The 23,811-nt window shown below is 62.8% G+C and carries 25 protein-coding genes; 13 read left to right on the top strand and 12 right to left on the bottom strand.

The features are described from left to right. Positions 1-3: 3 nt before the first annotated feature. The 11 genes from V1279_RS11890 to V1279_RS11840 form a co-directional block, all read right to left on the bottom strand. Positions 4-1,170, bottom strand: coding sequence for an acyl-CoA dehydrogenase family protein (locus tag V1279_RS11890; protein WP_334435706.1), 1,167 nt, complete (start codon positions 1,168-1,170; stop codon positions 4-6). Positions 1,171-1,180: 10 nt separating this feature from the next. After that, on the bottom strand, positions 1,181-2,383 hold the full coding sequence (locus V1279_RS11885) for a CaiB/BaiF CoA transferase family protein (RefSeq protein ID WP_334435704.1): 1,203 nt from the start codon (positions 2,381-2,383) through the stop codon (positions 1,181-1,183). 124 nt (positions 2,384-2,507) lie between these two features. Beyond that, positions 2,508-2,723 (bottom strand): hypothetical protein, encoded by a 216-nt coding sequence (locus V1279_RS11880; RefSeq protein ID WP_334435702.1) that lies wholly within the window; start codon positions 2,721-2,723, stop codon positions 2,508-2,510. Positions 2,724-2,844: 121 nt separating this feature from the next. Continuing rightward, positions 2,845-4,014, bottom strand: a complete 1,170-nt coding sequence (locus tag V1279_RS11875; RefSeq protein ID WP_334435699.1) for an acetyl-CoA acetyltransferase — start codon at positions 4,012-4,014, stop codon at positions 2,845-2,847. A 55-nt stretch (positions 4,015-4,069) separates the two neighbouring features. Continuing rightward, on the bottom strand, positions 4,070-4,720 hold the full coding sequence (gene eda / locus V1279_RS11870; protein ID WP_334435696.1) for a bifunctional 4-hydroxy-2-oxoglutarate aldolase/2-dehydro-3-deoxy-phosphogluconate aldolase: 651 nt from the start codon (positions 4,718-4,720) through the stop codon (positions 4,070-4,072). Then, positions 4,717-5,664: a sugar kinase gene (locus V1279_RS11865; protein ID WP_334435693.1), complete on the bottom strand. Its 948-nt coding sequence runs from the start codon at positions 5,662-5,664 to the stop codon at positions 4,717-4,719. Before V1279_RS11865 ends, eda begins: the two co-directional genes overlap by 4 nt. Positions 5,665-5,697: 33 nt before the next feature. After that, on the bottom strand, positions 5,698-6,684 hold the full coding sequence (gene denD / locus V1279_RS11860) for a D-erythronate dehydrogenase (protein WP_334435690.1): 987 nt from the start codon (positions 6,682-6,684) through the stop codon (positions 5,698-5,700). A gap of 48 nt (positions 6,685-6,732) precedes the next feature. Then, a complete protein-coding gene (locus V1279_RS11855; RefSeq protein ID WP_334435686.1) occupies positions 6,733-7,668 on the bottom strand; it encodes a carbohydrate ABC transporter permease in 936 nt (311 codons plus the stop codon). After that, positions 7,661-8,620 carry a carbohydrate ABC transporter permease gene (locus V1279_RS11850; RefSeq protein WP_334435684.1) on the bottom strand — a complete coding sequence of 320 codons (960 nt, stop codon included), beginning with the start codon at positions 8,618-8,620 and terminating at the stop codon, positions 7,661-7,663. Before V1279_RS11850 ends, V1279_RS11855 begins: the two co-directional genes overlap by 8 nt. 95 nt (positions 8,621-8,715) lie before the next feature. After that, positions 8,716-10,035 carry an ABC transporter substrate-binding protein gene (locus V1279_RS11845; RefSeq protein WP_334435681.1) on the bottom strand — a complete coding sequence of 440 codons (1,320 nt, stop codon included), beginning with the start codon at positions 10,033-10,035 and terminating at the stop codon, positions 8,716-8,718. Between the two features lie 40 nt (positions 10,036-10,075). Beyond that, positions 10,076-11,143 carry an ABC transporter ATP-binding protein gene (locus V1279_RS11840; protein WP_247778446.1) on the bottom strand — a complete coding sequence of 356 codons (1,068 nt, stop codon included), beginning with the start codon at positions 11,141-11,143 and terminating at the stop codon, positions 10,076-10,078. 181 nt (positions 11,144-11,324) lie between these two features. Between V1279_RS11840 and V1279_RS11835 the strand changes: the two genes are divergently transcribed. The 8 genes from V1279_RS11835 to V1279_RS11800 all read left to right on the top strand — a co-directional run bounded on the left by V1279_RS11835 (position 11,325) and on the right by V1279_RS11800 (position 18,133). Then, positions 11,325-12,356: a LacI family DNA-binding transcriptional regulator gene (locus V1279_RS11835; RefSeq protein WP_334435670.1), complete on the top strand. Its 1,032-nt coding sequence runs from the start codon at positions 11,325-11,327 to the stop codon at positions 12,354-12,356. A gap of 184 nt (positions 12,357-12,540) precedes the next feature. Beyond that, positions 12,541-14,361: an IlvD/Edd family dehydratase gene (locus tag V1279_RS11830; RefSeq protein ID WP_334435668.1), complete on the top strand. Its 1,821-nt coding sequence runs from the start codon at positions 12,541-12,543 to the stop codon at positions 14,359-14,361. Positions 14,362-14,486: 125 nt separating this feature from the next. Continuing rightward, the gene (locus V1279_RS11825; RefSeq protein ID WP_334435665.1) at positions 14,487-15,221 is read left to right on the top strand and encodes an SDR family oxidoreductase; all 735 of its coding nucleotides are present in this window, start codon (positions 14,487-14,489) and stop codon (positions 15,219-15,221) included. Between the two features lie 15 nt (positions 15,222-15,236). Continuing rightward, complete coding sequence (locus tag V1279_RS11820) at positions 15,237-15,983, top strand: SDR family NAD(P)-dependent oxidoreductase (RefSeq protein ID WP_334435662.1); 747 nt, start codon at positions 15,237-15,239, stop codon at positions 15,981-15,983. Between the two features lie 110 nt (positions 15,984-16,093). Next, a complete protein-coding gene (locus V1279_RS11815) occupies positions 16,094-16,477 on the top strand; it encodes a RidA family protein (protein ID WP_334446340.1) in 384 nt (127 codons plus the stop codon). A 55-nt stretch (positions 16,478-16,532) separates the two neighbouring features. After that, a complete protein-coding gene (locus V1279_RS11810) occupies positions 16,533-16,925 on the top strand; it encodes a GFA family protein (RefSeq protein WP_334435659.1) in 393 nt (130 codons plus the stop codon). Positions 16,926-16,975: 50 nt separating this feature from the next. Next, positions 16,976-17,656 (top strand): site-2 protease family protein, encoded by a 681-nt coding sequence (locus V1279_RS11805; protein WP_334435656.1) that lies wholly within the window; start codon positions 16,976-16,978, stop codon positions 17,654-17,656. Between the two features lie 42 nt (positions 17,657-17,698). Then, positions 17,699-18,133 carry a hypothetical protein gene (locus tag V1279_RS11800; RefSeq protein WP_334435653.1) on the top strand — a complete coding sequence of 145 codons (435 nt, stop codon included), beginning with the start codon at positions 17,699-17,701 and terminating at the stop codon, positions 18,131-18,133. 46 nt (positions 18,134-18,179) lie between these two features. Here the strand turns inward: V1279_RS11800 and V1279_RS11795 are convergent, their stop codons facing one another. Next, on the bottom strand, positions 18,180-19,091 hold the full coding sequence (locus V1279_RS11795) for a helix-turn-helix domain-containing protein (RefSeq protein ID WP_334435650.1): 912 nt from the start codon (positions 19,089-19,091) through the stop codon (positions 18,180-18,182). Positions 19,092-19,259: 168 nt separating this feature from the next. Between V1279_RS11795 and V1279_RS11790 the strand changes: the two genes are divergently transcribed. Genes V1279_RS11790 through V1279_RS11770 form a run of 5 tightly spaced genes read left to right on the top strand, consistent with a single transcriptional unit; the run spans position 19,260 to position 23,797 of the window. Next, positions 19,260-20,486: an amino acid ABC transporter substrate-binding protein gene (locus V1279_RS11790; protein WP_334435647.1), complete on the top strand. Its 1,227-nt coding sequence runs from the start codon at positions 19,260-19,262 to the stop codon at positions 20,484-20,486. Between the two features lie 27 nt (positions 20,487-20,513). Continuing rightward, entirely contained in the window at positions 20,514-21,383 is an 870-nt protein-coding gene (locus V1279_RS11785) for a branched-chain amino acid ABC transporter permease (protein ID WP_334435644.1), read from the top strand. After that, the gene (locus tag V1279_RS11780) at positions 21,380-22,324 is read left to right on the top strand and encodes a branched-chain amino acid ABC transporter permease (RefSeq protein ID WP_334435641.1); all 945 of its coding nucleotides are present in this window, start codon (positions 21,380-21,382) and stop codon (positions 22,322-22,324) included. The genes V1279_RS11785 and V1279_RS11780 overlap by 4 nt, the downstream gene beginning before the upstream one ends. Next, entirely contained in the window at positions 22,321-23,070 is a 750-nt protein-coding gene (locus tag V1279_RS11775; RefSeq protein ID WP_334435639.1) for an ABC transporter ATP-binding protein, read from the top strand. The genes V1279_RS11780 and V1279_RS11775 overlap by 4 nt, the downstream gene beginning before the upstream one ends. Next, positions 23,063-23,797 (top strand): ABC transporter ATP-binding protein, encoded by a 735-nt coding sequence (locus V1279_RS11770; RefSeq protein WP_334435637.1) that lies wholly within the window; start codon positions 23,063-23,065, stop codon positions 23,795-23,797. Before V1279_RS11775 ends, V1279_RS11770 begins: the two co-directional genes overlap by 8 nt. The last annotated feature ends 14 nt before the right edge of the window (positions 23,798-23,811 follow it).

Below are 23,811 nucleotides of genomic sequence, written 5' to 3'. Positions count from 1 at the left end.
TTTTCAGTACGACTTCGGCAGACCCAGCACCTTCTCGGCAATGAAGCTGAGAATGAGCTGCGGGCTGATCGGCGCAATCCGCGGGATCAGGGATTCCCGCAAATAGCGCTCGACGTGATATTCCTTGGCGTATCCAAACCCGCCATGCGTCATGACAGCCTGTTCGCAGGCGTGGAAGCCGGCTTCGGCGGCGAGATATTTCGCAGCATTGGCGGCGGGCCCGCAGGGCAAGCCCTGATCGTATTGCCAGCCGGCCGAGAGCACCATCAGCCACGCGGCTTCCAGTTCCATCCAGTTCTTCGCCAGCGGATGCTGGATGCCCTGATTCATGCCGATGGGGCGGTTGAACACGATGCGGTTCTTCGCATAGGCCGACGCCCGCGACAGCGCGATCTGGCCCAGCCCCACCGCTTCGGCCGCAATCAGGATGCGCTCGGGATTCATGCCGTGCAGGATATATTCGAAGCCGCGGCCTTCCTCGCCGAGACGATCCTCGACCGGGATCTCGAAATTCTCGAAAAACAACTCGTTGGAGTCGACGGGCTTGCGGCCCATCTTCTCGATCTCGTGCACAGTGACGCGCTGCTTGTCGAAGTCGGTGTAAAACAGGCTCAGCCCGTGGGTCGGATTCTTCACCTCTTCCAGCGGCGTGGTGCGCGCCAGCAGCAAGATCTTGTTGGCGACCTGTGCCGTGGAAATCCAGACCTTTTGGCCGTTGACAACATACTTGTCGCCCTGGCGCACTGCGCGGGTTTTCAGTTGCGTAGTATTGAGCCCGGTATTGGGTTCGGTCACCGCAAAGCAGGACTTGTCGCGGCCGTCGATGATCGGCGGCAGCATGCGCGTGCACTGCTCCTTGGTGCCGAACACGACGACGGGATTGAGCCCGAACACATTCATGTGCACGGCAGAGGCGCCGGACATTCCGGCGCCCGATTCCGAAATCGTCCGCATCATGATCGCGGCGTCGGTGATGCCGAGCCCCGACCCGCCATATTCCTCGGGGATGCAGATGCCGAGCCAGCCGGCATCCGCCAGCGCGCGGTGGAAGTCGGCGGGGTAACCGCCCTCCTTGTCTTTCTTCAGCCAATAGGCATCGTCGAAACGCGAGCAGATTTTTCCGACCGCGTCGCGGATCGATTCCTGGTTGGCCGACAGCGCAAAATCCATCTATCTCGTCCTATTTGTTTGACGCGGCCTTGGTGACGCCATCGCGCACCAGCGCTGCGATTTCATCCGCCGAAAAGCCGGCTTGCTGGAGTATCTCCGCGCTATGCTCGCCCAGGCGCGGCGCCAGCCGCTTGGTCTCGACCGGTGTTTCCGAAAATCGCGCCGAAGGCCGCATGTTGCGGATGCGGCCCTCGGTTGGATGATCGACGACCGGGAAGAAATCTGTCGCGACGATGTGGGGATCGCCAAGCAGGCTTTCGAGATCATGCATTGGCATAACCGGCACGTCGGCCTTCTCGAGGATAGCGGTCCACTCGGCGGTGGTCCTGGTCTCGAGGATGCGCGCCAGTTCGGCATAAACCGCGTCTATATTGACGGCGCGGCCGGCGAAGGTCGCAAATTTCGTGTGGACGCGAAGATCGTCACGCCCGGTTGCATCGAAGAAATTCTGCCACTGCTTGTCGTTATAGACGATCACGCAGATATAGCCGTCCGAGGTCTTGTAGGGCCGCCGGTCCGGCGACAAATGCCGCGCATAGCCGCCCTTGTCGAGCGGCGGCTCATAGGTGAGACCGCCCATGTGATCGCCCATCACGAAACCGGCCATGGTTTCGAACATCGGGATATCGACGCGCTGGCCGCGCCCGGTACGATTGCGATCGACGAGGCTGGCGCAGATGGCGCCCACCGCTGTGAGCCCGACGATGCGGTCGACCAGCGCATTGGGGACATAGCGCGGCACGCCGTCGGCGGTCTGCGCCATCAGCGCCGGCAAAGCTGTCGCGCCCTGAATCAGATCGTCATAGGCGGGCTTCGCCGCATAGGGCCCGTCCTGCCCGAAACCGAACACGCCGGCATAGATCAGCCGCGGGTTGATTTTCGACACCACGTCGTAGCCGAGGTTCAGCCGCGCCATCGCCTGCGGGCGCACATTATAGACCAGCACGTCGGCGGATTTGATCAGCCGCAGCACGGCCTCGCGCCCGGCCGGCTTCTTCAGATCGAGGCAGATCGAGCGCTTGCTGCGGTTGGTGTTGAGGAACACCGGCCCCATGCCGGGATGACGGGTCGGCCCGATCTGCCGCGTCACGTCGCCATCGAACGATTCCACCTTGATGACGTCAGCGCCGTAATCGCCGAGCATCTGGGTGGCATAGGGCCCCATCAGCACGGTCGTCATGTCGATGACCTTGATGCCTTCCAATGGTCCCATGGATCAGCCCCGCTCCCCGCTATGCTGGCCATCCGGCCTCGCATTGTTGTGAGGACCAAGTAACGGCAGGCCCTTGCGAAGATCAAGGCGCGCCCAGCGTATGGCCGTATGCGCGCGATGGCGGCTATTTCCTCGACGGCTCGTTCTTCGATCTGGCGTCGCGTTCCCGGGTCAGGCGCTCCAGCTCTTCGTTCTGCTGGCTGAGGCGGTCGGCGATGCGCGCTTCGTTCCGTTCGCCGGAGGCGGCAGCAGCCTGTTCGATCAACTGCCGGATGTTGTCTTCCAGAATCCTGATCCGGCTGTTCAGTTCTGCCGTGGACAGCGAACTCTCATTGCTCATGATGCACGCTCCGGATGACTTCGCAGGGTGGGCAAAGCGAAGCGCGCCCACCACCTTCATCGCGCGACACTGAGCACGGCGCTAGCGCGCCTTGCCCACCCTACGGTAGCACGTTTCTCGGCTACTTCGCAGGCTCCAACACGGAGACGTAGTTCGCCACCGCCGCACCGCCCATATTAAAGATGCCGGCGAGCTTGGCGTTCTTGAGCTGCATGCCCTCGGGCGCCTGGCCGACGAGCTGCATTGCGCTCATCACGTGCATGGAAACGCCGGTGGCGCCGATCGGGTGGCCCTTGGCCTTCAGGCCACCGGATGGGTTGACCGGCAGCTTGCCGTCCTTCTGGGTCCAGCCTTCCTTGATGGCGCGGGCGCCCTGCCCGCGCGGCGTCAGGCCCATCGCCTCATATTCGATCAGCTCGGCAACCGTGAAGCAGTCATGGGTTTCGACAAAGGAAAGATCGGAGAGCTGTATGCCAGCCTGCGCTAGCGCGCGCTGCCAGGCGACCGTGCAGCCTTCGAACTGCAGGATGTCGCGCTTGGACATCGGCAGAAAATCCTGTGCGTGCGCGGTGGCGCGGAAGTTCACCGCCTTGCCCATGGTCTTCGCGGTTTCCGAATCCGTCAGCACCAACGCCGCCGCGCCGTCGGACACCAGCGAACAGTCCGTGCGCTTCAGGGGACCGGCCACGAACGGGTTCTTCTCGCTCTCGGCGCGGCAGAATTCAAAGCCAAAATCCTTGCGCAGCTGCGCATAGGGGTTGGCTACGCCGTTCTTGTGGTTCTTGGCCGCGATCATCGCCAATGCGTCCGACTGGTCGCCATATTTCTGGAAATAGCTTTGCGCGATCTTGCCGAACACGCCGGCAAAGCCGCCGACGGTTTCGCCGTCCTCAGGCAGATAGGACGCCTTCAGGAGGTAACGCCCGATATCGGCCGAGGGCGTCCGCGTCATCTGCTCGACACCGACCACCAGCACGATTTTGGCCGCGCCCGAAGCAATCGCCCGGATCCCCTGATGCACCGCCGCCGAACCGGTGGCGCAGGCGTTCTCGACCCGCGTGGCCGGCTTGAAGCGCAGTTTCGGGTCGGCCTGCAGCACCAGCGAGGCCGTAAAATCCTGCGGCGAGAAGCCGGCGTTGAAATGGCCGAGCACGATCTCGTCGACGTCTTCGGCTGATATGCCAGCGTCGGCCAGCGCATCGGTCGCAACCTTCACCACGAGGCTCTCGACGGTTTCCGCGTCGAACTTGCCGAACGGCGTGTGCGCCCATCCGACGATGCTGGCTGTCATGGTCGTTCTCCCTGTTTCGGTTCTGAAGCCTTTGTAGCCTATCGGGAAAAAGACTTCACGCCGGTTTCAGGGATTTCATCGCCCGCGCGCACATGGCGGTTATGCCGGCCCAGTTGCCGGACCTGATATCGGCGGCCGGGCAGAGCCAGGAACCGCCCACCGCCACCACATTCGGCTCGGCCAGCCAGGCTGCCGCATTGGCCTCGCCGATGCCGCCGGTCGGGCAGACCCTGATATTGGGAAACGGCCCGGCCAGCGCCCGAAGTGCCTTGATACCGCCGGCCTGCTCGGCGGGAAAGAATTTCACGAGATCGAAGCCGGCCGCCAGTGCCTGCATCAGCTCGGAAGATGTCGCGATCCCAGGCGCAAACGGCAGGTCGCTTGCGGCTGCAGCCTTCAAAAGCTCCGGCGTCGCACCCGGGCTGATGCCGAATTTGGCCCCGAACGCCCTCGCCCTCGCCAGATCGTCGGCGTTCAAAATCGTGCCGATGCCGACCACGGCTTCCGGCACCTCCGCGATCATGGCCTTGGCGGCCTCGACGGCAACCGGCGTGCGCAGGGTGACTTCCAGCACGCGTACACCGCCTGCAACCAGCGCGCGAGCCAGCGGCACCGCATCTTCCAGCCGTTCGATGGTGAGCACGGGGATCACCGTGGCGGACTTGAAGATGGCGGCGAGTTGTTCCTGCCTTGTGGCTGCGGTCATGGGGATGCCTTGCGAGAGGTCGCGGGAAAGAGGCCGGGCGGCATCGCCGCACGCGGGATAATCGCACCGGGATGGCATACCACAACCCCGGCGAGGCGGTGCCCCGCCCGCGCGGCGTCGATCGGCTCCGCACCAAAGAGGCGCGCGGCAACATAGGCGGCAGCAAAACTGTCGCCGGCCGCCGTGGTATCGACAACGGGCGTCTTCAACGGCTCGGCCTTGATCGGATGAAGCCTGCCCTGAAGACGAAGAAGGCTCGCCGGTTCCGCAAGCTTCAGCACCACCTCGGCATCCGGAATCCGCGCCAGCAAGTCTTCATTGCTTTCGCTGGGGTAGAGCGGCAGCAAGTCCTCGGTAGAAGCCAGCACGATATCGGCCGTGGCGAAGGCCTCCTGAAAAACGGCGCGGGCGACGTCGAGATCGGGCCAGCCGCGGGCGCGGAAATTGGTATCGAAGGCGAAACGTGCGCCATCTTCGCGCGCGCGTTTGAGGGCCGCGAACAGCCGCGCCCTTCCCTCCGCGCCATACAGTGAGAGCGTGATCGCCGAGAGATAGACCACATCATAGCCAGCGAGCGAATTGAGGATATCCGGTGTCTCCGGCAGATCCATCAGGCTGCGCGCCGCCGCGCTGTCGCGCCAGTGAAAGAACCGGCGCTCGCCCTTGTCGTCGGTCTGGATCATGTAGAGGCCCGGAAGCTTGCCCGGCAGCCGCACCACGTGGCTCGTCCCGACCTCCTCCGCTGCCCAGCCGGCGATCATCTCATCGCTGAGGGGATCGTCGCCGAGCGCGGTGACATAGTCGGCGCCGACGCCGAGCCGGGCGAGATAGACGGCGGTATTGAGCGTGTCGCCGCCATAGCCGCGCGAAAACAGGCCGGCCTCAGTCTCTTGGGCCTGCTTCAGTTCGATCATACATTCGCCGATGCAGGCTACCCTGGTCATGACCGCATCCGCGTCAAGAAACGTGAAGTCACGTTAGCCTGCGAACTTGCCGCCCAGCTCATCCTCGATGTGAATCCGGATGATGTCGTCAAACTTCTTCTCGGCGGTGGTGAAGCCGAGCTTGAGCGCGCGGTCGGTGACGAAGTCGCGTGGCCAGCCAGAGACGATGCCGATAATGGTCGGATCGGGCACGCGCTTGATGCGCGCGGTGACGTTCTTGCCGGCGACGCGATCGAGAGCTGCGATCTGTTCGCCGACGGTCACCGACATGCCTGGCATGCTGAGATTGCGCCGCGGTCCCATCGCGTTGAGGTCCATGGTGCCGGCGTGGATCAGGAAACCCACCGCCGATTTCGGCGAGGCGTGCCAGTGCCGCACGTCCTCGGAGACCGGCAGCACCGCCTCTTCGCCCGCCAGCGGCTCGCGGATGATGTTGGAGAAAAAGCCCGAAGCGGCCTTGTTCGGCTTGCCCGGCCGCACGCAGATCGTCGGCAGACGGATGCTGATGCCGTCGAGCAGGCCCTTGCGGGTGTAGTCGTTGATCAGGAGTTCGCAGATCGATTTCTGCGTGCCGTAGCTCGTCAGCGGCGTATGGAAGAATTCGTCACCGATCTTTTCGGGGAACGGCGCGCCGAACACCGCGATCGAAGACGTGAACACCAGCCGCGGCTTGTAGCCGCCGCCGGCGTGGCGGATGGCATCGATCAGATACCGCGTGCCGTCGAGATTGATCCGGTAGCCCTTGTCGAATTCGGCCTCGGCTTCGCCGGAGACGATCGCAGCGAGATGAAAGATCACGTCCGGCCGATCGGCGAGCAGCGGCGCCGCCGCCCCGGCGTCAGCGAAATCAGAGGCCACAACCTCGATCGGAATCGACGCGTTGGCCGGTTTGGCAGGCGCCACCACGTCCTGCAACGTCATGCGGGTGATGTCGTGCTTGCCAAGGCGGCCGTCACGCAGCAGCCGTTCGGTCAGCTTGCGGCCCACCATGCCGGCGGCGCCCAAAATCAGAATGTGCAAGACCCGTCTCCTTTTTGAACCCTGTTGTCCGACACGGGCCTCAAGCGCTCACTCTTTCACGGCTCCCGTCATGGCCGACACATAATGCTCGACGAAGAAGGCGTAAAGGATGACCAGCGGCAGCGAGCCCGCCAGCGCTCCGGCCATCAACGAACCCCAGCGATAGACGTCGCCGTCGACGAATTCGTTGACGATCGCGACCGGCACCGTCTTGTTGGAAGTCGATTGCAGGAACGTGAGCGCATAGATGAATTCGTTCCAGCACAGCGTGAAGCAGAAGATGAACGCCGAAATCAGGCCGGGGATCGCCAGCGGCAGCACGATCTTGACCAGGATCTGCCAGCGGCTGGCGCCATCGATCAGCGCGCACTCTTCCAGCTCGAACGGGATGGTCTTGAAATAGCCCATCAGCAGCCAGGTCGAGAACGGGATCAGGATGGTCGGATAGGTCAGGATCAGCGCCATCGGCGAGTCGAACAGGCCGTACTGGAACACGACGGTCGCAAGCGGGATGAACAGGATCGACGGCGGCACCAGGTAGGACAGGAAGATCAGCCCGCCGACCCACTGCGCGCCGCTATAGCGCAGCCGCACGATCGCATAGGCTGCCAGCACGCTGGCGACGATCGACAGGATGGTGGCGCAGACCGCCACATACATCGTGTTCCACAGCCACATCGGATAGTGGCTTTCGAACAGGAGCTTGTAAAAGTGCTTGAGGGTCGGATTCCAGGTCCAGAACGGGTTGTACTTGTCGAGGTCGAGCAGTTGCTCGTCCGGTTTGATCGCCGTCAGCCCCATCCAGTAGAACGGGAATAGCAGGACGAATACGATGATCGCCAGCGGCATATAGAGCGTCACCATCCGTCGTGGCACCGACTGCAGATAGCTCATGCCCTCGCTGTGATCGTCCTTCGCAACGGTCGGCGCCGAGCCATGCAGTACGGCCTTGAGATCGATCCGCGAGGTGGGAAGATCAGTCATTATTTTCACCCTGCTGCCACTTGCGACGCTGCAGCCCGAACCAGGAAACCATGATCGCGGCGAGCAGGAACGGGATCATCGCGCTGGAGATCGCAGCGCCCTCGCCGAGCTGGCCGGCAATGATGGCGCGCTGATACGACAATGTTGCCATCAGGTGCGTTGCGTTGACCGGGCCACCCCGCGTCATCGCCCAGATCAGCTGGAAATCGGTGAACGTGAACAGCACGGAGAACGTCATCACCACGGCGATGATCGGGGTCAGCAGCGGATAGGTGATGAAGCGGAACATTTCCCATTTGCTGGCGCCATCGAGCGTCGCCGCCTCGTAGAGCGAGGGCTGCACCGTCTGCAGGCCGGCGAGCAGCGTGATCGCGACAAAGGGAACGCCGCGCCAGATATTGGCGAAGATTACGCAGATCCGCGCCCAGGTGACATCACCGAGGAAGTTGATGTTCTCGGTGATCACGCCCAGCTGCTTGAGCGACCACGAGATGATCGAGAATTGCGAATCGAAGATCCACCAGAACGCCAGCGCCGACAGCACGGTCGGCACGATGAAGGGGATCAGCACCAGCGCGCGCAGCATCGCCTTGAACGGCATGTTCTCGTTCAGCAGCAGCGCCAGATAGAGCCCGATCCCGAATTTGATCGCGCTTGCGATGAATGTGTACAGCAGCGTGTTGAATACCGACAGCCAGAAGATGGTGTCGCCCCACAACCACTCGTAATTCTCGACGCCGATGAATTCGCCGGGCCGGCCGATCTTGGCGTCGGTGAACGAAATCCAGACGCCGAGGCCCAACGGATAGGCCAGGAAGAATATCAGGAACGCCATCGCCGGCATCATGAACCAGAAACCGAGCCAGTTGCGGTTGGTCCTGAGCTGATCCCACGCGGTGGCCTCGCGAATCTGCCGCTTGGCCGTCCGGGGTTGCATTGCGATGTCGGCCATTGGCGAAATCCCGCGATGTCATCGACGGCAATACCGTCGTCCGCATTTTTGTTGTTGAAGCGAGCCGCAATCGCTCGCGGCTCGCTTCAGTGTCGTTAGCGATAGATGCGCTTCAACTGCCGTTCCGTCACCGCGATCGTTCCCTTGATGTCTTCGCGGCCGGTGCAGTAGTTGGCAAACATATCGACCACCAGGAAGTCGGCGATCGCCGTCGCCGCCTTCTCGCCCGGCGTACCGATGCCGGATGCGGGAAGCGCGCGCTTGCTGGCCTGGCTGAACACCTGGTTCTTCGGATCGGCGGTCCAGACGGGCGAATTGTCGTAGGAGTTGAGCGTGTGGGTGAGATACCCGCGCGCACCCGTCAACCACTTGTCGTAGTTTTCCTTCTCGAGCATGAAGGCGACGAAGGCCTTCGCGGCGTTCGGATACTTGGTGAACTTGAACGCCAGGATCGGCACGGTGAGCTGCAGTTCGGTCGGCTTCCCGATCGGACCGACGGGCCACAGCGCGTGATAAGTGTCTTCCGTGAGCTCCTTCTTGGAAGGATCGTCCTTGGCCGCGACATAGATCGAGATGCCGTTGGCGGTGCAATGCAGTTCACCTGCGAGGAACGCCTTGTTGTTCGACGAATCGTTCCAGGATGCGACGCCGGGAATGAAGGTGTCGGACAGGGCCTTGCAGTATTCGAGCGCCTTGACGGTTTCGGGCGAGTTGATGATGACCTTGTTGTCCTTGTCGACGGTGTAGGCGCCGTGACCCCAGAGGATCCAGTGCAGCCAAGCATTGGCGTCGCCCGAGGCGTGCCCGAGCGGGAAACCGGCCGGCGTGTTGTTCTTCTTCAACTCCTTGCACAATTCCAGAAAGCCGGGGAAGTCCTTCGGGAAATCCTTGAAGCCAGCCTTTTCCACCGACGACTTGCGGTAGGTCATGTAGCCGCCGATGGTCGCGACCGGGATGCCGAGCCAGTTGTTGCCCTGCTTGCAGGTCACCGCGGCTGCGTCGGTCCACCCGCCATACTTCTTGCCGAGATAGTCGGCGACGTCGTTCATCTGCAGTACCTGCGACGGGAACAGCTGCGGCAGCGTATGCAGGCCCCAGGCGAGGTCGAGACCGGAGCCGGTGTTGGCGGCGACCGCAGCCTTCGGCTGCACGTCCTCAAAGGACTCGCTGAATACGTTCATTTCGGTGCCGGTAGCGGCCTTGAATGCCGCGACCATGGCGTTGAACGCGTCGTCCTCCGCCGGCACGAAGCGCCTCCAGCGCATCACCGTGAGCTTGGCGCCCTTCTCTGCCTTCCACGGCGCCGATTGCGCCCAGGCCTTGGCAAAGTCGAACAACGCCGACCCCGTGAGCGCACCGGTTGCCGCAAGCGCGGTGCCGCCCTGAAGCAGGGTACGGCGGGTAAAATCCTGCATAGTCCATCCTCCCGTTGATTTATAATTTTGACTTTATTTTTTAGGCGTTCAGTCGTTTCCCGGTCTGCTCGTCGAACAGATGCACGAGTGCCGGGTCTGGCTTCAGCCGGACCTTGTCGCCCGGGTTGAATTGGTGACGTTCGCGGAATACGGCTACAACCTGCTCGCCGCCAAGCTTGGCGAACACTTGGGTTTCGGAGCCAGTCGGCTCGACCACGACGATCTCGGCCTCGGCGCCGTCATCGGCGATGGTGAAATGTTCGGGACGGACGCCGTAGACTGCGGGCCGCCCTTCCGAATTGGCCGGTGCCGACGCCAACGGCAGCTTGACGCCATTCGGCCCCTCAAAGCCCGCGCTGCCGTTCGACTTCACCTGGCCCTTGAGGAAGTTCATCGCTGGCGAGCCGATGAAGCCTGCAACGAACTGGTTGGCCGGGGTGTCGTAAAGTTCGAGCGGGGTGCCCATCTGCTCGACGACGCCATCATGCATCACGACGATCTTGTCGGCCATGGTCATGGCCTCGATCTGGTCGTGGGTGACGTAGACGGTCGTGGTCTTCAGCCGCTGATGCAGTTCCTTGATTTCGGTGCGCATCGCGACGCGCAGCTTGGCGTCGAGGTTGGAAAGCGGCTCGTCGAACAAAAACACCTGCGGATCGCGCACGATGGCGCGGCCCATGGCGACGCGCTGGCGCTGGCCGCCCGACAATTGCCGGGGATAGCGCTCGAGCAACGGCGTCAGGGCCAGGATTTCCGCGGCGCGCTTGACCCCGTTCGAGATTTCATCGGCACTCGCGCCGCGCAGCTTGAGCGAGAAGCCCATATTGTCGGCGACGGTCATGTGCGGATAGAGCGCGTAGTTCTGGAACACCATCGCAATGTCGCGCTCTTTCGGCTGGACATTGTTGACGACGCGATCGCCGATCGAAATCGTGCCCGAGGTGATGTTTTCGAGGCCGGCGAGCATCCGCAACAAGGTCGACTTGCCGCAACCGGAGGGGCCGACCAGCACGACGAACTCGCCATCCTCGATCGGAATCGACACGCCGTGCAAAACTTCAAAATTGCCGAACGACTTCCGCACGTCGCGAATCTGTACCGACGACATCGAATTCTCTCCCCTCATTGTCTGTTTTGTGGCGCCACGGGTGGGCGGCAGCGCCCTGCTGTCTTTTCGACTTTAATGCCGGAAGCCGAATTCAACCGTCATCATCATCCGCAGTTTGGCGGTTTTTAGCAATCCGATGGTAGCGCTGTCAATAATCGTTCAAACGTGATAAGAGCGCAAGATGGGACGAAAACAGACAAAGTCTGGCAAAATCCGCCTCACCGAGGTCGCCAAGCTCGCTGGCGTCAGCCCAATCACGGCATCGCGTTTTTTCAGGAACCCCGAAGCACTGTCGTTGAGCAAGCGGGAACGCGTCGATAGCGCGGTGAAGGAATTGGGTTACGTACCCAATCTCGCCGCGCGTGCGCTGGCCTCGCACCGCACGGAAGTCATCGGCGTCGTGATTCCTTCCCTCACCAACAACGTATTCGCCGATGTGTTGCGCGGCATCTACGATTCTTCCGAAGGTAGCCGCTACACCATCCAGCTCGCCAATACCCGCTACAGCATCCTGCAGGAGGAAAAGCTGCTGCGCCTGTTTCGGGCGCAGAAACCCGCGGGATTGATCGTCACCGGCATCAACCAGACCGCGGAATCGCGCACGATCCTGGAGTCGATGAATTGCCCGGTCACGCAGATCATGGAGATCGGCGACAGTCCGGTCGATATGATGGTCGGATTCTCTCACTACGATGCAGCTTCTGCGGCCATTTCGCACATCCTCAAGCAAGGATACCGCCGCATCGGATTTCTCGGCGCGCGAATGGATCCTCGCGTGCAGCGGCGGTTCGAAGGGTATCGTGATGCCATGAAAGGGGCCTCGCTGTTCGACCCGAACCTCGTCGTCACCACTTCGGTGCCAACCACCGTCACACTCGGTGGAACTTTGTTCACCGATCTTCTCGCCCGGACGTCCGACATCGACGCGGTGTTCTGCGTCAATGACGACCTCGCGCTCGGCGTCCTGTTCGAATGCCAGCGTCGGCAAATGTCGGTTCCCCGCGATTTGGCCATTGTCGGCTTCAACGACCTGGAATTCACGGCCTCTGCGGTCCCCTCGCTCACCAGTGTGCGCACCAATCGCTACGAAATGGGCCGGCACGCTGTTACGATGGTGATCGACGCGATCGAGGGCCGTCGCCCGCGGGAGCCGATTCTCAACCTTGGTTTTCAGTTGATGGTCCGCGAGAGTTCGTCGCCACAAAGCGCTTGATCGCCGCCGTCTCCGGTATGGATTGCGCGTGGACAGAAAATGGTAGCGCTATCTTTTGGGCCGAACTAAGATCGAATTGCTCAGGCGGGAGAAGGCAAGCGCGTTGCAGCGGATGAAATTCTTGGCATGGTGCATCGCTGCCGTGACGTAAGCCGTCCACAAGTTTGCAGTGCGGGAGGAACCAGTGAAAAAGAACGACAACAAAACTGCCACCAATGGCAAGGGCCGGAAACTACGTTCCCTCGAGTGGTTCAACAACCCGCATAATCCGGGAATGACCGCGCTCTATCTCGAGCGCTATCTCAATTACGGCCTGACCCGCGAGGAATTGCAGTCCGGCAAGCCGATCATCGGCATCGCACAGACCGGCAACGATCTGTCACCGTGCAACCGCCACCATCTCGAACTGGCGCACCGGGTGCGCGAAGGCATCCGCGCCGCCGGCGGCATCGCGATGGAATTTCCGACGCATCCGATCCAGGAGACCGGAAAGCGGCCGACCGCGGCGCTCGACCGCAACCTCGCCTATCTCGGCCTGGTCGAAATCCTGTTCGGCTATCCGCTGGATGGCGTTGTGCTGACCACCGGCTGCGACAAGACCACGCCGGCCTGCCTGATGGCGGCGGCGACCGTCAATCTGCCCGCGATCGTGCTCTCGGGCGGCCCGATGCTGAACGGCTGGTTCAACGGCGAGCGCACAGGTTCCGGCACCGTCGTCTGGAAAGCCCGCGAGCGGCTCGCTGGCGGCGAGATCGACTACAACGAATTCATCGATATCGTGGCCTCCTCGGCGCCGTCGGTCGGCCATTGCAACACCATGGGCACCGCCTCGACGATGAACTCGCTCGCGGAAGCGCTCGGCATGTCGCTGCCGGGCTGTGCGGCGATCCCCGCGCCGTATCGCGAACGCGGCCAGATCGCCTATGAGACGGGAAAACGGATCGTCGAGATGGTCTGGGAGGATCTCAAACCTTCCGACATCCTGACCCGCAAGGCGTTCGAGAACTGCATCGTGGTGAATTCGGCGATCGGCGGCTCAACCAATGCGCCGATCCACATCAATGCGCTGGCACGGCACATCGGCGTCGAACTCTCGATCGACGACTGGCAGAAGCATGGCCATGACATCCCGCTGCTGGTGAACATGCAGCCGGCCGGCTTCTATCTCGGCGAGGAATATCATCGCGCCGGCGGCGTACCGGCGGTGGTGCGCGAATTGATGGCGCACAAGCGCATCCATGAGGACGCCGTGACGGTCAACGGCCGCACCATGGGCGAGAACTGCCGCGAGGCGGCCAAGCCAGACGGCGACGTGATCTGGAGCTACGACAAGCCGCTGGTGAAGGACGCCGGCTTCCTGGTGCTGCGCGGCAACCTGTTCGATTCCGCGATCATGAAGACCAGCGTGATCTCGAAGGAATTCCGCGACCGCTACCTGATCAATCCCAAAGACCCGAATGCGTTCGAAGGCCGCGCCATCGTGTTCGAGGGGCCTGAGGATTATCACGACCGCATCGACGATCCCTCACTCAACATCGACGAGCACTGCGTCCTGTTCATCCGCGGCGCCGGGCCGATCGGCTATCCCGGCGGCGCCGAGGTCGTGAACATGCAGCCGCCGGCAGCGCTGATCAAACGCGGTATCCTGTCGCTGCCCTGCATCGGTGATGGCCGGCAGTCCGGCACCTCGGGTTCGCCGTCGATCCTCAACGCCTCGCCGGAAGCCGCCGCCGATGGCGGGCTTGCGATTTTACAGACCGGCGACAAGGTTCGCATCGACCTCAACAAGGGTGACGCCAACATCCTGATCACGAGCGATGAATTGAAGAAGCGTCGTGCCGAGCTGAAGGACAAGGGCGGCTTCCCCTACCCGGCCAACCAGACACCGTGGCAGGAGCTCTATCGCTCCACCGTCGGCCAGCAGGCTACCGGCGCCTGCATGGAACTCGCAACGCGCTATCATAATATTGCCGGCACAGTCGGCGTGGCGCGGGATAATCATTAGATAGTAGGATCGTCATTGCCGGGCTTGACCCGGCAATCCATCCCTTTTGCGAAGAAGATGGATACGCGGGTCAAGCCCGCGTATGACGTCGAGAAACAATCCTCAATCGCTCAAGGAAGAAGAAAATGTCAGACCGCCTGAAGGGCAAGCGCGCATTCGTCACCGCGGCCGCCGTCGGAATCGGCCGCGCCTGCGCGGTGGCCTTTGCGCGTGAAGGGGCAACGGTGTTCGCCACCGACATCGACGAGGCCAAGCTCGCCGCGCTCAAGAGCGAAGGCATCGCCGAAGTGGCGAAACTCGATGTGCGAGACAGCGCGGCGGTCGCTGCCGTGGCCAAGCGCGCCGGCAAGACCGACATCCTGCTCAATGCCGCCGGCTTCGTGCATCATGGCACCGTGCTGGATTGCTCCGATGAAGACTGGGATTTTTCGTTCGACCTCAACGTCAAGTCGATGCACCGCACGATCCGCGCGTTCCTGCCGGGCATGCTGGAACAAGGCCGCGGCGCGATCGTGAATATCTCGTCGGCTGCAGGCGTCTTCAAGGCCGCGCCGAACCGCTACGTCTACGGCGCGACCAAGGCCGCCGTTGCGGCGCTGACGCGCTCGGTCGCCACCGACTTCATCAGCAAGGGTATCAGGTGCAACTGCATCTGCCCCGGCACCATCGAAACCCCTTCGATGCTCGACCGCGCAGCCGCCGCCGGCCCCAACGGACGCGAGATGTTCATCTCACGGCAGCCGATGGGACGGCTCGGCACCGCCGAGGAGATCGCTTCGCTCGCCGTCTATCTGGCCAGTGATGAAAGCGCGTTTACCACCGGTGTCGCGCACGTCATCGACGGCGGCTGGACGCTGTAACGCAGGAGAAATCCCATGAACAAGATCGATCTGAACGGCCGTTGCGCCGTCGTCACCGGCGGGGCGCAGGGGTTTGGCCGCGCGATCACCGAACGCTTCGTCGCATCCGGAGCCAAGGTCGCGATCTGGGATCACGATCTGCCGTTCGCTGAAAAGACCGCCAAGGAAATCGGCCCTGCCGCGTCGGCCTTCAAGGTCGATGTTTCCGATCTCGCCGCGGTCGAGAAGACCCGCGATGAGACGCTGAAGGCGCTCGGCAAGATCGACATCCTCGTCAACAATGCCGGCATCGCCGGCGTCAACAAGACGGTGTGGGAAACCGACCTCGACGAATGGCGCAAGGTGCTGCGCATCAATCTCGACGGCCCCTTCATCTGCTGCAAGGCGGTGGTGCCGGCGATGCTGCAGCAGAAATACGGCCGCATCGTCAACATCGCCTCCATCGCCGGCAAGGAAGGCAATCCCAACGCCGCGCATTATTCGGCCTCCAAGGCCGGTCTGATCGCGCTGACCAAGTCGCTCGGCAAGGAGCTCGCGCAGCAAGACATCCTCGTCAACGCGGTGACACCAGCGGCGGCGAAAACCGCGATCTTCGACCAGCTCACGCAGCAGCACATCGATTTCATGCTTTCGAAGATCCCGAAGGGACGCTTTGTCCTGGTCGAAGAACTCGCGGCGATGGTCGCGTGGCTGGCGTCGGAAGACTGCGCCTTCTCAACCGGCGCGGTGTTCGACATCTCCGGCGGCCGGGCAACCTATTAGCCGATAGACGGCTGGCGCCGAGGCGAGACCCCATGCGACAACGGCGGTTGCCTTCTTACAGCTTACCTGTTGGATCGCTCGAGCAAACTGCTGGACCAGAAACGATGCCGTTGAAACTTCGATCGATAAACGCCAAGTCGGCCCCTGAGGCGGTCGGCGGTTATTCCCAAGCCCTGGAAACAACGAACAGCATCCGGCGGCTTTACATCAGCGGTCAGATTCCCATGGCTCGCGGCGGCGCGGTGCCGGACAGTTTTGCTGAGCAAGCGAAGCTTGTATGGGCCAACGTCGTTGCACAGCTCGAAGCCGCAGACATGACGATCGGCAATCTTGTGAAGGTTACGATCTTCCTATCCGACAGAAAACACGCGCTCGAAAACCGTCAAGCGCGACAAGAGGCTTTGGGTGATCACGCCCCCGCACTTACAGTTATCATTGCAGGCATTTTCGACGAGGCCTGGCTATTGGAAATAGAAGCCATTGCCGAGGCGTAACGGGTATCACCAGGATATCAGCCGCCAGAACGGCGAATGCAGCCACGGAGACACAATGACCAGAGAAGGCGGATGTTTCTGCGGCGCGGTCAGGTTCAAGACCGAGGGCGAGCCGGTCAATGTCCGCATCTGCCACTGCCGCAACTGCCAGAAGGCGATGGGCTCGCCGTTCTTTGCCCGGGCGCTGTTCGACCAGCGGGCGCTTTCGGTCGAGGGCGACACCGCGCGCTATCCGTCGTCGGAGGCGCTCGACCGGGTGTTCTGCAAGGTTTGCGGGACGCGGCTGTTTTCCCGGCGGACCAACGGCACCGTGATCGGCGTCGCGCTGGCCGCCTTCGACGACCGCAACGCCTTTGCACCGACCGAGCACATCTGGGTCTCGGAAAAGATGGCCTGGGTGCGGCTCGACGACGGTTTACCGCAATACCAGGAGATAGTTCCCCAGTAGCGGCGCCGTGCTAGGCTACCGGCTTCGAAGCGCAAACCGGGACAGACCGCTTGAACATCTCACTCTACGGCATCTCCGTCTGGGTACTCCCCCTCCTTATCGCCATCACGTTCCACGAAGCCGCGCACGCCTTTGTGGCATACAAGCTCGGCGACAATACCGCTTGGCAGCTTGGCCGGGTCAGCTTCAACCCTTTCAAGCATATCGATCCGTTCGGGACGGTGATTCTTCCAGGCCTGCTCTTGCTGGCGCACTCTCCGTTCCTGTTCGGCTACGCCAAGCCGGTCCCGGTGAATTTCCGGAACCTGAACCATCCCCGGCTCGACATGGTCTGGGTGGCGCTGGCCGGGCCAGCCACCAACATCATCCTGGCGACGATCGTGGCGTTTGCCTTCCATGCCCTGCCCCTGGTGCCGGCCGAGGCCGCCAAATGGACCGCGGACAACCTCAAAAACGCTTTCCTGATCAATATTGTGCTTGCGATCTTCAACATGATGCCGATTCCGCCGCTGGATGGCGGCCGGGTCGCCGTCGGACTGCTGCCGCGGGTGCTGGCTTACCCGCTGTCGCGGCTGGAACCCTACGGGATACTGATCCTGCTCGGTCTTTTGATCCTGCTTCCAGTTATCGGTGCACAGCTCGGCCTAAATCTTGATGTTATTTCGGCGATACTGCGAACATTGACCGGTTATGTGATCAGCGCGCTTCTCTTCATCACCGGCAACGCTTAACTTCAGATAGAAACAAGGGACAGGGAAGAATCGACCCGGACCATGGCGACAAAAGCTGCCGATATGTTGATTGCACGACGCGCCGACACCCGCGCGAGGGCAGATTTCGCAACCTGGAAAATGCTGGCCAAGCTCAACGGGTTTTCCGCCCTGCCCGCCGAGGCGCAGAACTTTCTTGAAGGCTACAGGCAGTTGTTGCTCGCGAGGATGACCGAGGCGGACGCGTCCGAGGCCACCATCCAGCTCATGTACAAGAGCTATTATGCCGAGATGGGCGGCTCCGGAACGCCACCCGAAATTCCCTCGCGCGCGAGCGAGCCGGTCACCGAAGCCGGCAACGTCACCGCGTTCCGAAGGCCGCCCCCGCGGCCCAAAGCTGCCGCATCCGGCCCGGTGACAAAACCAAGGCTTCCGGTGGCGCTGATCTTTGCGTGCCTCGCCGTGGTCTATGTCAGCATTCGCTACTTCTGGCGCTGACGCGGACGCATTCCCGCGCCGGTTGAATTTCCGCGATACAATCGCTTCATGGCCACGCCGCGTAGGAAGGGCCGCTGCGCGCGTGCTCCAGTCGTATTTGCCGGCGATAATTCCCCGGTGATGCGCCGCGGTACTTGCGGAAGAAGCGATTGAAATAGGCCGGATCGCGGAAACCCAGACCGTATCCGATCTGCTCGACGGGAAGATCGAGCTGCTGCAGCCGCGTGCAGGCCTCGCGGACCAGGCGCTCGTGGATGATCGCGCGCGGGCCGCAATTTTTCTCGCGCTGGCAATGGGCGTGCAGCTTGTCCGACGTGACGCCAAGGGCGTCCGCATAGCGCGCCACCGGCCAGCCGTCACGATAATGCAGCTCGACCATTTGCAGGAAATTGCCGACCAGCGCCGGACCGCCGCCGCGCGCCGCCACCTCGTGACGCTCATCGTGCGAGGCGCTGAGCCGCCAAAGTTGCAAACACTGCAGCAGCAAATGCGAGGATATCAGCGTCGCGCCGCCAAAGCCCGGCGTGCGCAGCTCCGCCACGATGGCGCGGCATGATTCAGCGATCGTGTCGAGATATGGCGGAAGCGCCTCGCCGGCGATCAATGCAACGCGCTCGGTGGTCCTGCGCAGATGCAGCGCCTCGGCATTGCCTGCGACGATCTTGATCAGGAAATCATCGTCTACCGACAACAGGAACCCGTGCGCGCCCGGCCCTACTTCCACCGTCGCATCGATGCTCCCCGGCAGCCAAAGCAGCGCTGGCGCTTCAAGTGCAACGCCGGTCCCGTGCCATGACGCACGGCCACGATCCGATTGCAGCAGCAACAGATGCGCGCGACGCCCGGACTTCTGACGGATCACCCACGATCGTGCCGCCAAGGATGCCGAAAATGCCTCCGCACGCACCGCCAGCGCGATGCCGACCGGCAGTCCGTTCAGCCCTAGTGATACCGACATGGTCCCGTCTCCTGAGACAATCCGCCGCCAGTAAACCGGGGCATTACCCGAAAAGTACAATCTTTACCCGGTTTCGTCCAATTCCAAGCCTCCTATGACCTCCCCTAACGTCAGGGCGATCACGAGCGCCAGCCAATGGCGCCACCGAAGCATCCCCGGGAGGAGAACATGACGACATTTCTGACGCGGCGCGCCGCCCTGTTCGCGGCCGCCACCTGCGCCGCCACCCTCGGCCTGGCCGCCATCGCGCAAGCGCAAACCTCGATCAAGATCGGCTACGCGATTTCGCGCACCGGGCCCAACACCGGCGGTGCTGCCGTCACCACGATCCCCAACTACGAATTGTGGGTGAAGGAAGTGAACGCCGCCGGCGGCATCAAGCTCGGCGACAAGCGCGTCCCGATCGAGGTCGTGCAGTACGACGACCGCTCCAACGCCGAAGAGGCCGTGCGCGCGCTCGAGCGGCTGATCAATCAGGACAAGGTCGATTTCATCCTGCCGCCATGGGGCACCGGCCTCAATCTGGCGGTCGGCCCGACGCTCAATCGCGAAGGCTATCCGCACCTCGCCGCGACTGCCGTGACCGACCGCGCGCCGGAACTCGCAAAACGCTGGCCCAACAGTTTCTGGCTGCTCGGCACGTCAGCGGATTCCGCCAAGACACTGGTCGAACTGCTTTCCAAGCTGCGCGACGAAAAGAAGATCGGCGACACGGTCGCGATGGTCAGCATCGCCGACGGCTTCGGTATCGACCTGTCGAGCGCGGCGCGGCCGGCGCTCACCAATGCCAAATTCAAACTCGCCTACGACAAGAGCTACCCGATCGGCACGCAGGATCTCGCTCCGATCATTAACGAAGTGAAAGCGCTCAATCCGGATGTCTTCATCGCCTTCAGCTATCCGCCGGATACGCTGGCGCTGACCGAACAATCGCGGATCACCGGCTTCAATCCGAAAATATTCTATACCGGCGTCGGTACCGCCTTCCCGCTCTATCGCCAGAAATTCGGCAAGAACACCGAAGGCGTGATGGGCATCGGCGGCTGGAGCGGCGACAGCCCGGCGATCAAGGACTACCTCGCCCGCCACAAGGCCTCCGCCGCCAACGGCGCCGAGCCGGACCGCTGGGCCAGCGCGGTCACCTACGCCAGCCTGCAGATGCTGCAGCAGGCGATCGAGCGCGTCGGCAAGATCGACCGCGCCGCCGTCATCAAGGACCTTCAGACCGGCTCGTTCGATACCGTGATCGGCAAGGTCAAGCTCGAGAACAACATGCCGACGCGCTACTGGTGGGTCGGCCAGTGGCAGGACGGCGAGTTCTACGGCATCGCTCCGGCAAAGAACGAAGGCGCGCGCACCGCGATCGTGCCGAAGCCGGCTTGGGTGGCGCCGTAACGTCACGCCAACGCGGCCGGTTCTGTCATGACGAACGCCATCCTGACCGGCCTGATGCTGGGCGGCATGTATGCGCTCATCGCCATGGGGCTCACGCTCCAGTACGGCGTTGCGCGGATCATGAACCTCTCCTATGGCGAGTTTCTGATTGCGGCGGCCTTTGCGTCGCACTGGCTGTTTACGGGCTGGGCCGTCAGTCCGTTTGTCGGACTGGTGCTGATCGTGCCCGCGGCCTTCCTGCTGAACTTCGCCATCTACAAGCTGCTGCTGACGCCGCTGGTGCGCCGCGCGCCCAACCGCGACGCGCTTGAGGTCGACAGCATTCTCGCGACCTTCGGGCTCACCTTCGTGATTCAGGGCTCGATGGTCGCGCTATTCGGCGGCGCCTATTACAGCTACTCGTTCCTTGCCTTCCCCGTGCAGTTTCTCGGCGAGACCGTCGCGGCCAACCGCCTCGCCGCACTCGGCATCACCATTCTGCTTGGCCTCGCGCTTTATCTGGCGCTGACGCGGACCCGCGCCGGCACGGCGGTCCGTGCCGTTGCCGTCGATCCTTTTGCCGCCCAGCTTGTCGCGATCAACGTGTCGCAGGCTTCCGCGCTCACGTTTGCATTGGGCGGCGCGCTGGTGGCCGCCGCGGGCGTTCTGGTCAGCACATTCCTCACCTTCAGCGCATCATCCGGTGTGGTCTTCACCATGAAGGCATTGATCGTCGTCGTGATGGGCGGCGTCGGCAACATGCTGGGCTGCCTGGTCGCGGGCCTTGCGCTTGGTCTGAGCGAGGCGCTGGTTGCCTCCTATGTCGATCCCGGCCTGACGCTAGCGGTCAATTTTGCATTGTTTCTCGCCGTGCTGCTGGTGAAACCCGCCGGCCTGTTTGGCAGGGCAACACGATGAACGCGCGAACCGCAGGCTTCGGCGTCGTTGCGCTCGCAGCCCTTGTGCTGCTGGCCTTCGTGCCGCGTCTCGGCAACGCCTATTATCTCGCGCTCGCCATCAGCCTCTTGCAATACACCGTGCTGGCGACGGCCTGGAGCATGTTCTCAGGCCCGACACGCTACGTCTCGCTGGCGACGACCGCCTTCTTCGGCGTCGGTGCCTATACCGTCGCCGTGCTCGGCGAGATATTGCCCTGGCCGCTGGTGCTGCTGATCGCGGCGGCGCTCGGCGCCTTCGTGGCTGCCATCGTCGGGCTCTCGACGCTGCGCCTGAGCGGCGTGTACTTCGTCATCTTCACGTTCGGCCTGACCGAGTTGATCCGCCAGCTCGTGGTCTGGTTCGAGGTCAACAAATCGCGCGTGCTCGGGCGCTATGTCTTCGTCGACATCACTCAGGCCGATATTTACTGGCAGTTGCTGGCGCTCACGGCCGCCGTGTTCCTGCTGGGCTGGCTGATCGCGCGCTCGCGCTTAGGCTTTGCGCTGCGGGTGATCGGCGAGGACGAGACGGTCGCTAAGCATTGCGGGATTAACACCACCTTCGCCAAGGTCGCATTGTTCACGATCAGCGCCACCGTCATGACGCTGGTCGGCGCGATCATGGCGCCGCGATGGACCTATATCGAACCATCGATCGCCTTCAATTCGATGATCTCGTTTCAGGTGCTGATCATGGCGCTGCTCGGTGGCGCGCACCGACTGTGGGGACCGGTGCTCGGCGCCGTGCCGCTGACGCTGCTGTTCGAGCTGCTGAGCGCGCGCTTTCCGAACACGTTCACGATCATCCTCGGCTGCATCTTCCTGTTGATCGTCTACATGCTGCCGCGGGGCGTCGCGGGATTGTTCGAGAAGCTGGCGGCGACGCCGGACGGCAAAACCACCAGACGGGTGGCCGCATGAGCCGGGATAGCACAACGCGGGTACTCGAAGTCGACGGCCTGCGGCGCGCCTTCGGCGGGTTGGTCGCGGTGAATGATCTCGGCTTTGCCGTCGGGCAAGGCGAAATCATGGGCCTGCTCGGCCCCAACGGGTCGGGCAAAACCACAGCGCTCAATTTGATGTCCGGCGTGCTGCGTCCCGATTCCGGCGCCATCCGCCTGATGGGTCGGGACATCACGGGCCTTGCGTCGTACCGGATCGCGCGGCTTGGCCTGGCGCGGACATTTCAACTCGTCCGCGTGCTCGACGGCATGGATTGCCGCGAAAACATTAAGGCCGGTCTGGCGTTTCAGAAACCTCATCTGCCCGCCGCCGAGGCCGAGGTCCGGATCGACGCCCTCCTCGACCGCGTCGGCCTTGCCGGGCACGACCGGCGGCCGGCGGCCGACCTCACCTATATCGACCGCAAGCGCCTCGAACTCGCCCGCGCCCTCGCCGCCAAGCCGCGGCTTCTGCTGCTCGACGAATGGCTCGCGGGCTTAAATCCATCCGAACTCATGATCGGCATCGACCTGATCCGGTCGTTGAAATCGGACGGGATCACCATCGTGCTGGTCGAGCATGTGATGAACGCGGTGCGCGCGCTGTGCGATCGCTGTGTCGTGATGAGCAGTGGCCGCAAGATCGCCGAAGGCGCAACCACCGATGTTCTGAGCCATGCGGCGGTCGTAAAAGCCTATCTTGGCAGGGTGGCCGCCGATGCTTGAGGTCGCCAATCTCAGCCTGGCCTATGGCCTGCATCGCGCGCTCGACGGCGTTGCGCTGAACGTCGGGCGCGGCGAGATCGTGACGATCCTCGGCGCCAACGGCGCGGGCAAGACCTCGCTGCTGAAGGCCATCGCGGGCGTTGTGCGGACGCTTCCGGGCAAGCAGGTGCGCCTCGGCGACCGCGATATCTCCACGCTTGCCGCGCACGACATCGTCGAGAGCGGGCTGGCGCTGGTGCCGGAGGGCCGCGGCATCTTCGGTGACCTCTCGGTGAAGGAAAATCTCCTGCTCGGCGCCAATCCGAAGCGCGCCCGCGAGGGCGAAGCGGCGCGGCGTGAACAGGTACTCGGGCTGTTTCCCCGCCTGCGCGAACGCGCCGCCCAGATCGCGCGCACCATGAGCGGCGGCGAACAGCAGATGCTCGCCATCGGCCGCGCACTGATGTCCAATCCGGATATCCTTTTGCTGGACGAGCCGTCGCTCGGGCTCTCGCCCGCCATGGTGCAGGAGTTGTTCGCCACGCTGCGGCGGGTGCACGAGGCCGGCGTCGGATTACTGCTGGTCGAGCAGAACGCGCAGCAAAGCCTGCGGATCGCCGACCGCGGCTATGTGCTGGAAAACGGCGTCATCGTCGGCCACGGCACCGCCGATCATCTGAAGTCTGATCCCGCCGTCCAGCGCGCCTATCTCGGCGGCGTAGCGCCGGCCGCCACACCATCATCATAACGCCACGCTTGAGG

The sequence above is a fragment of the Bradyrhizobium sp. AZCC 1610 genome (assembly GCF_036924515.1).
Classification (GTDB): Bacteria; Pseudomonadota; Alphaproteobacteria; order Rhizobiales; family Xanthobacteraceae; genus Bradyrhizobium.
Note: the sequence above shows the minus strand (reverse complement) of the source record. Positions and strands in the feature narration are given on the sequence as shown.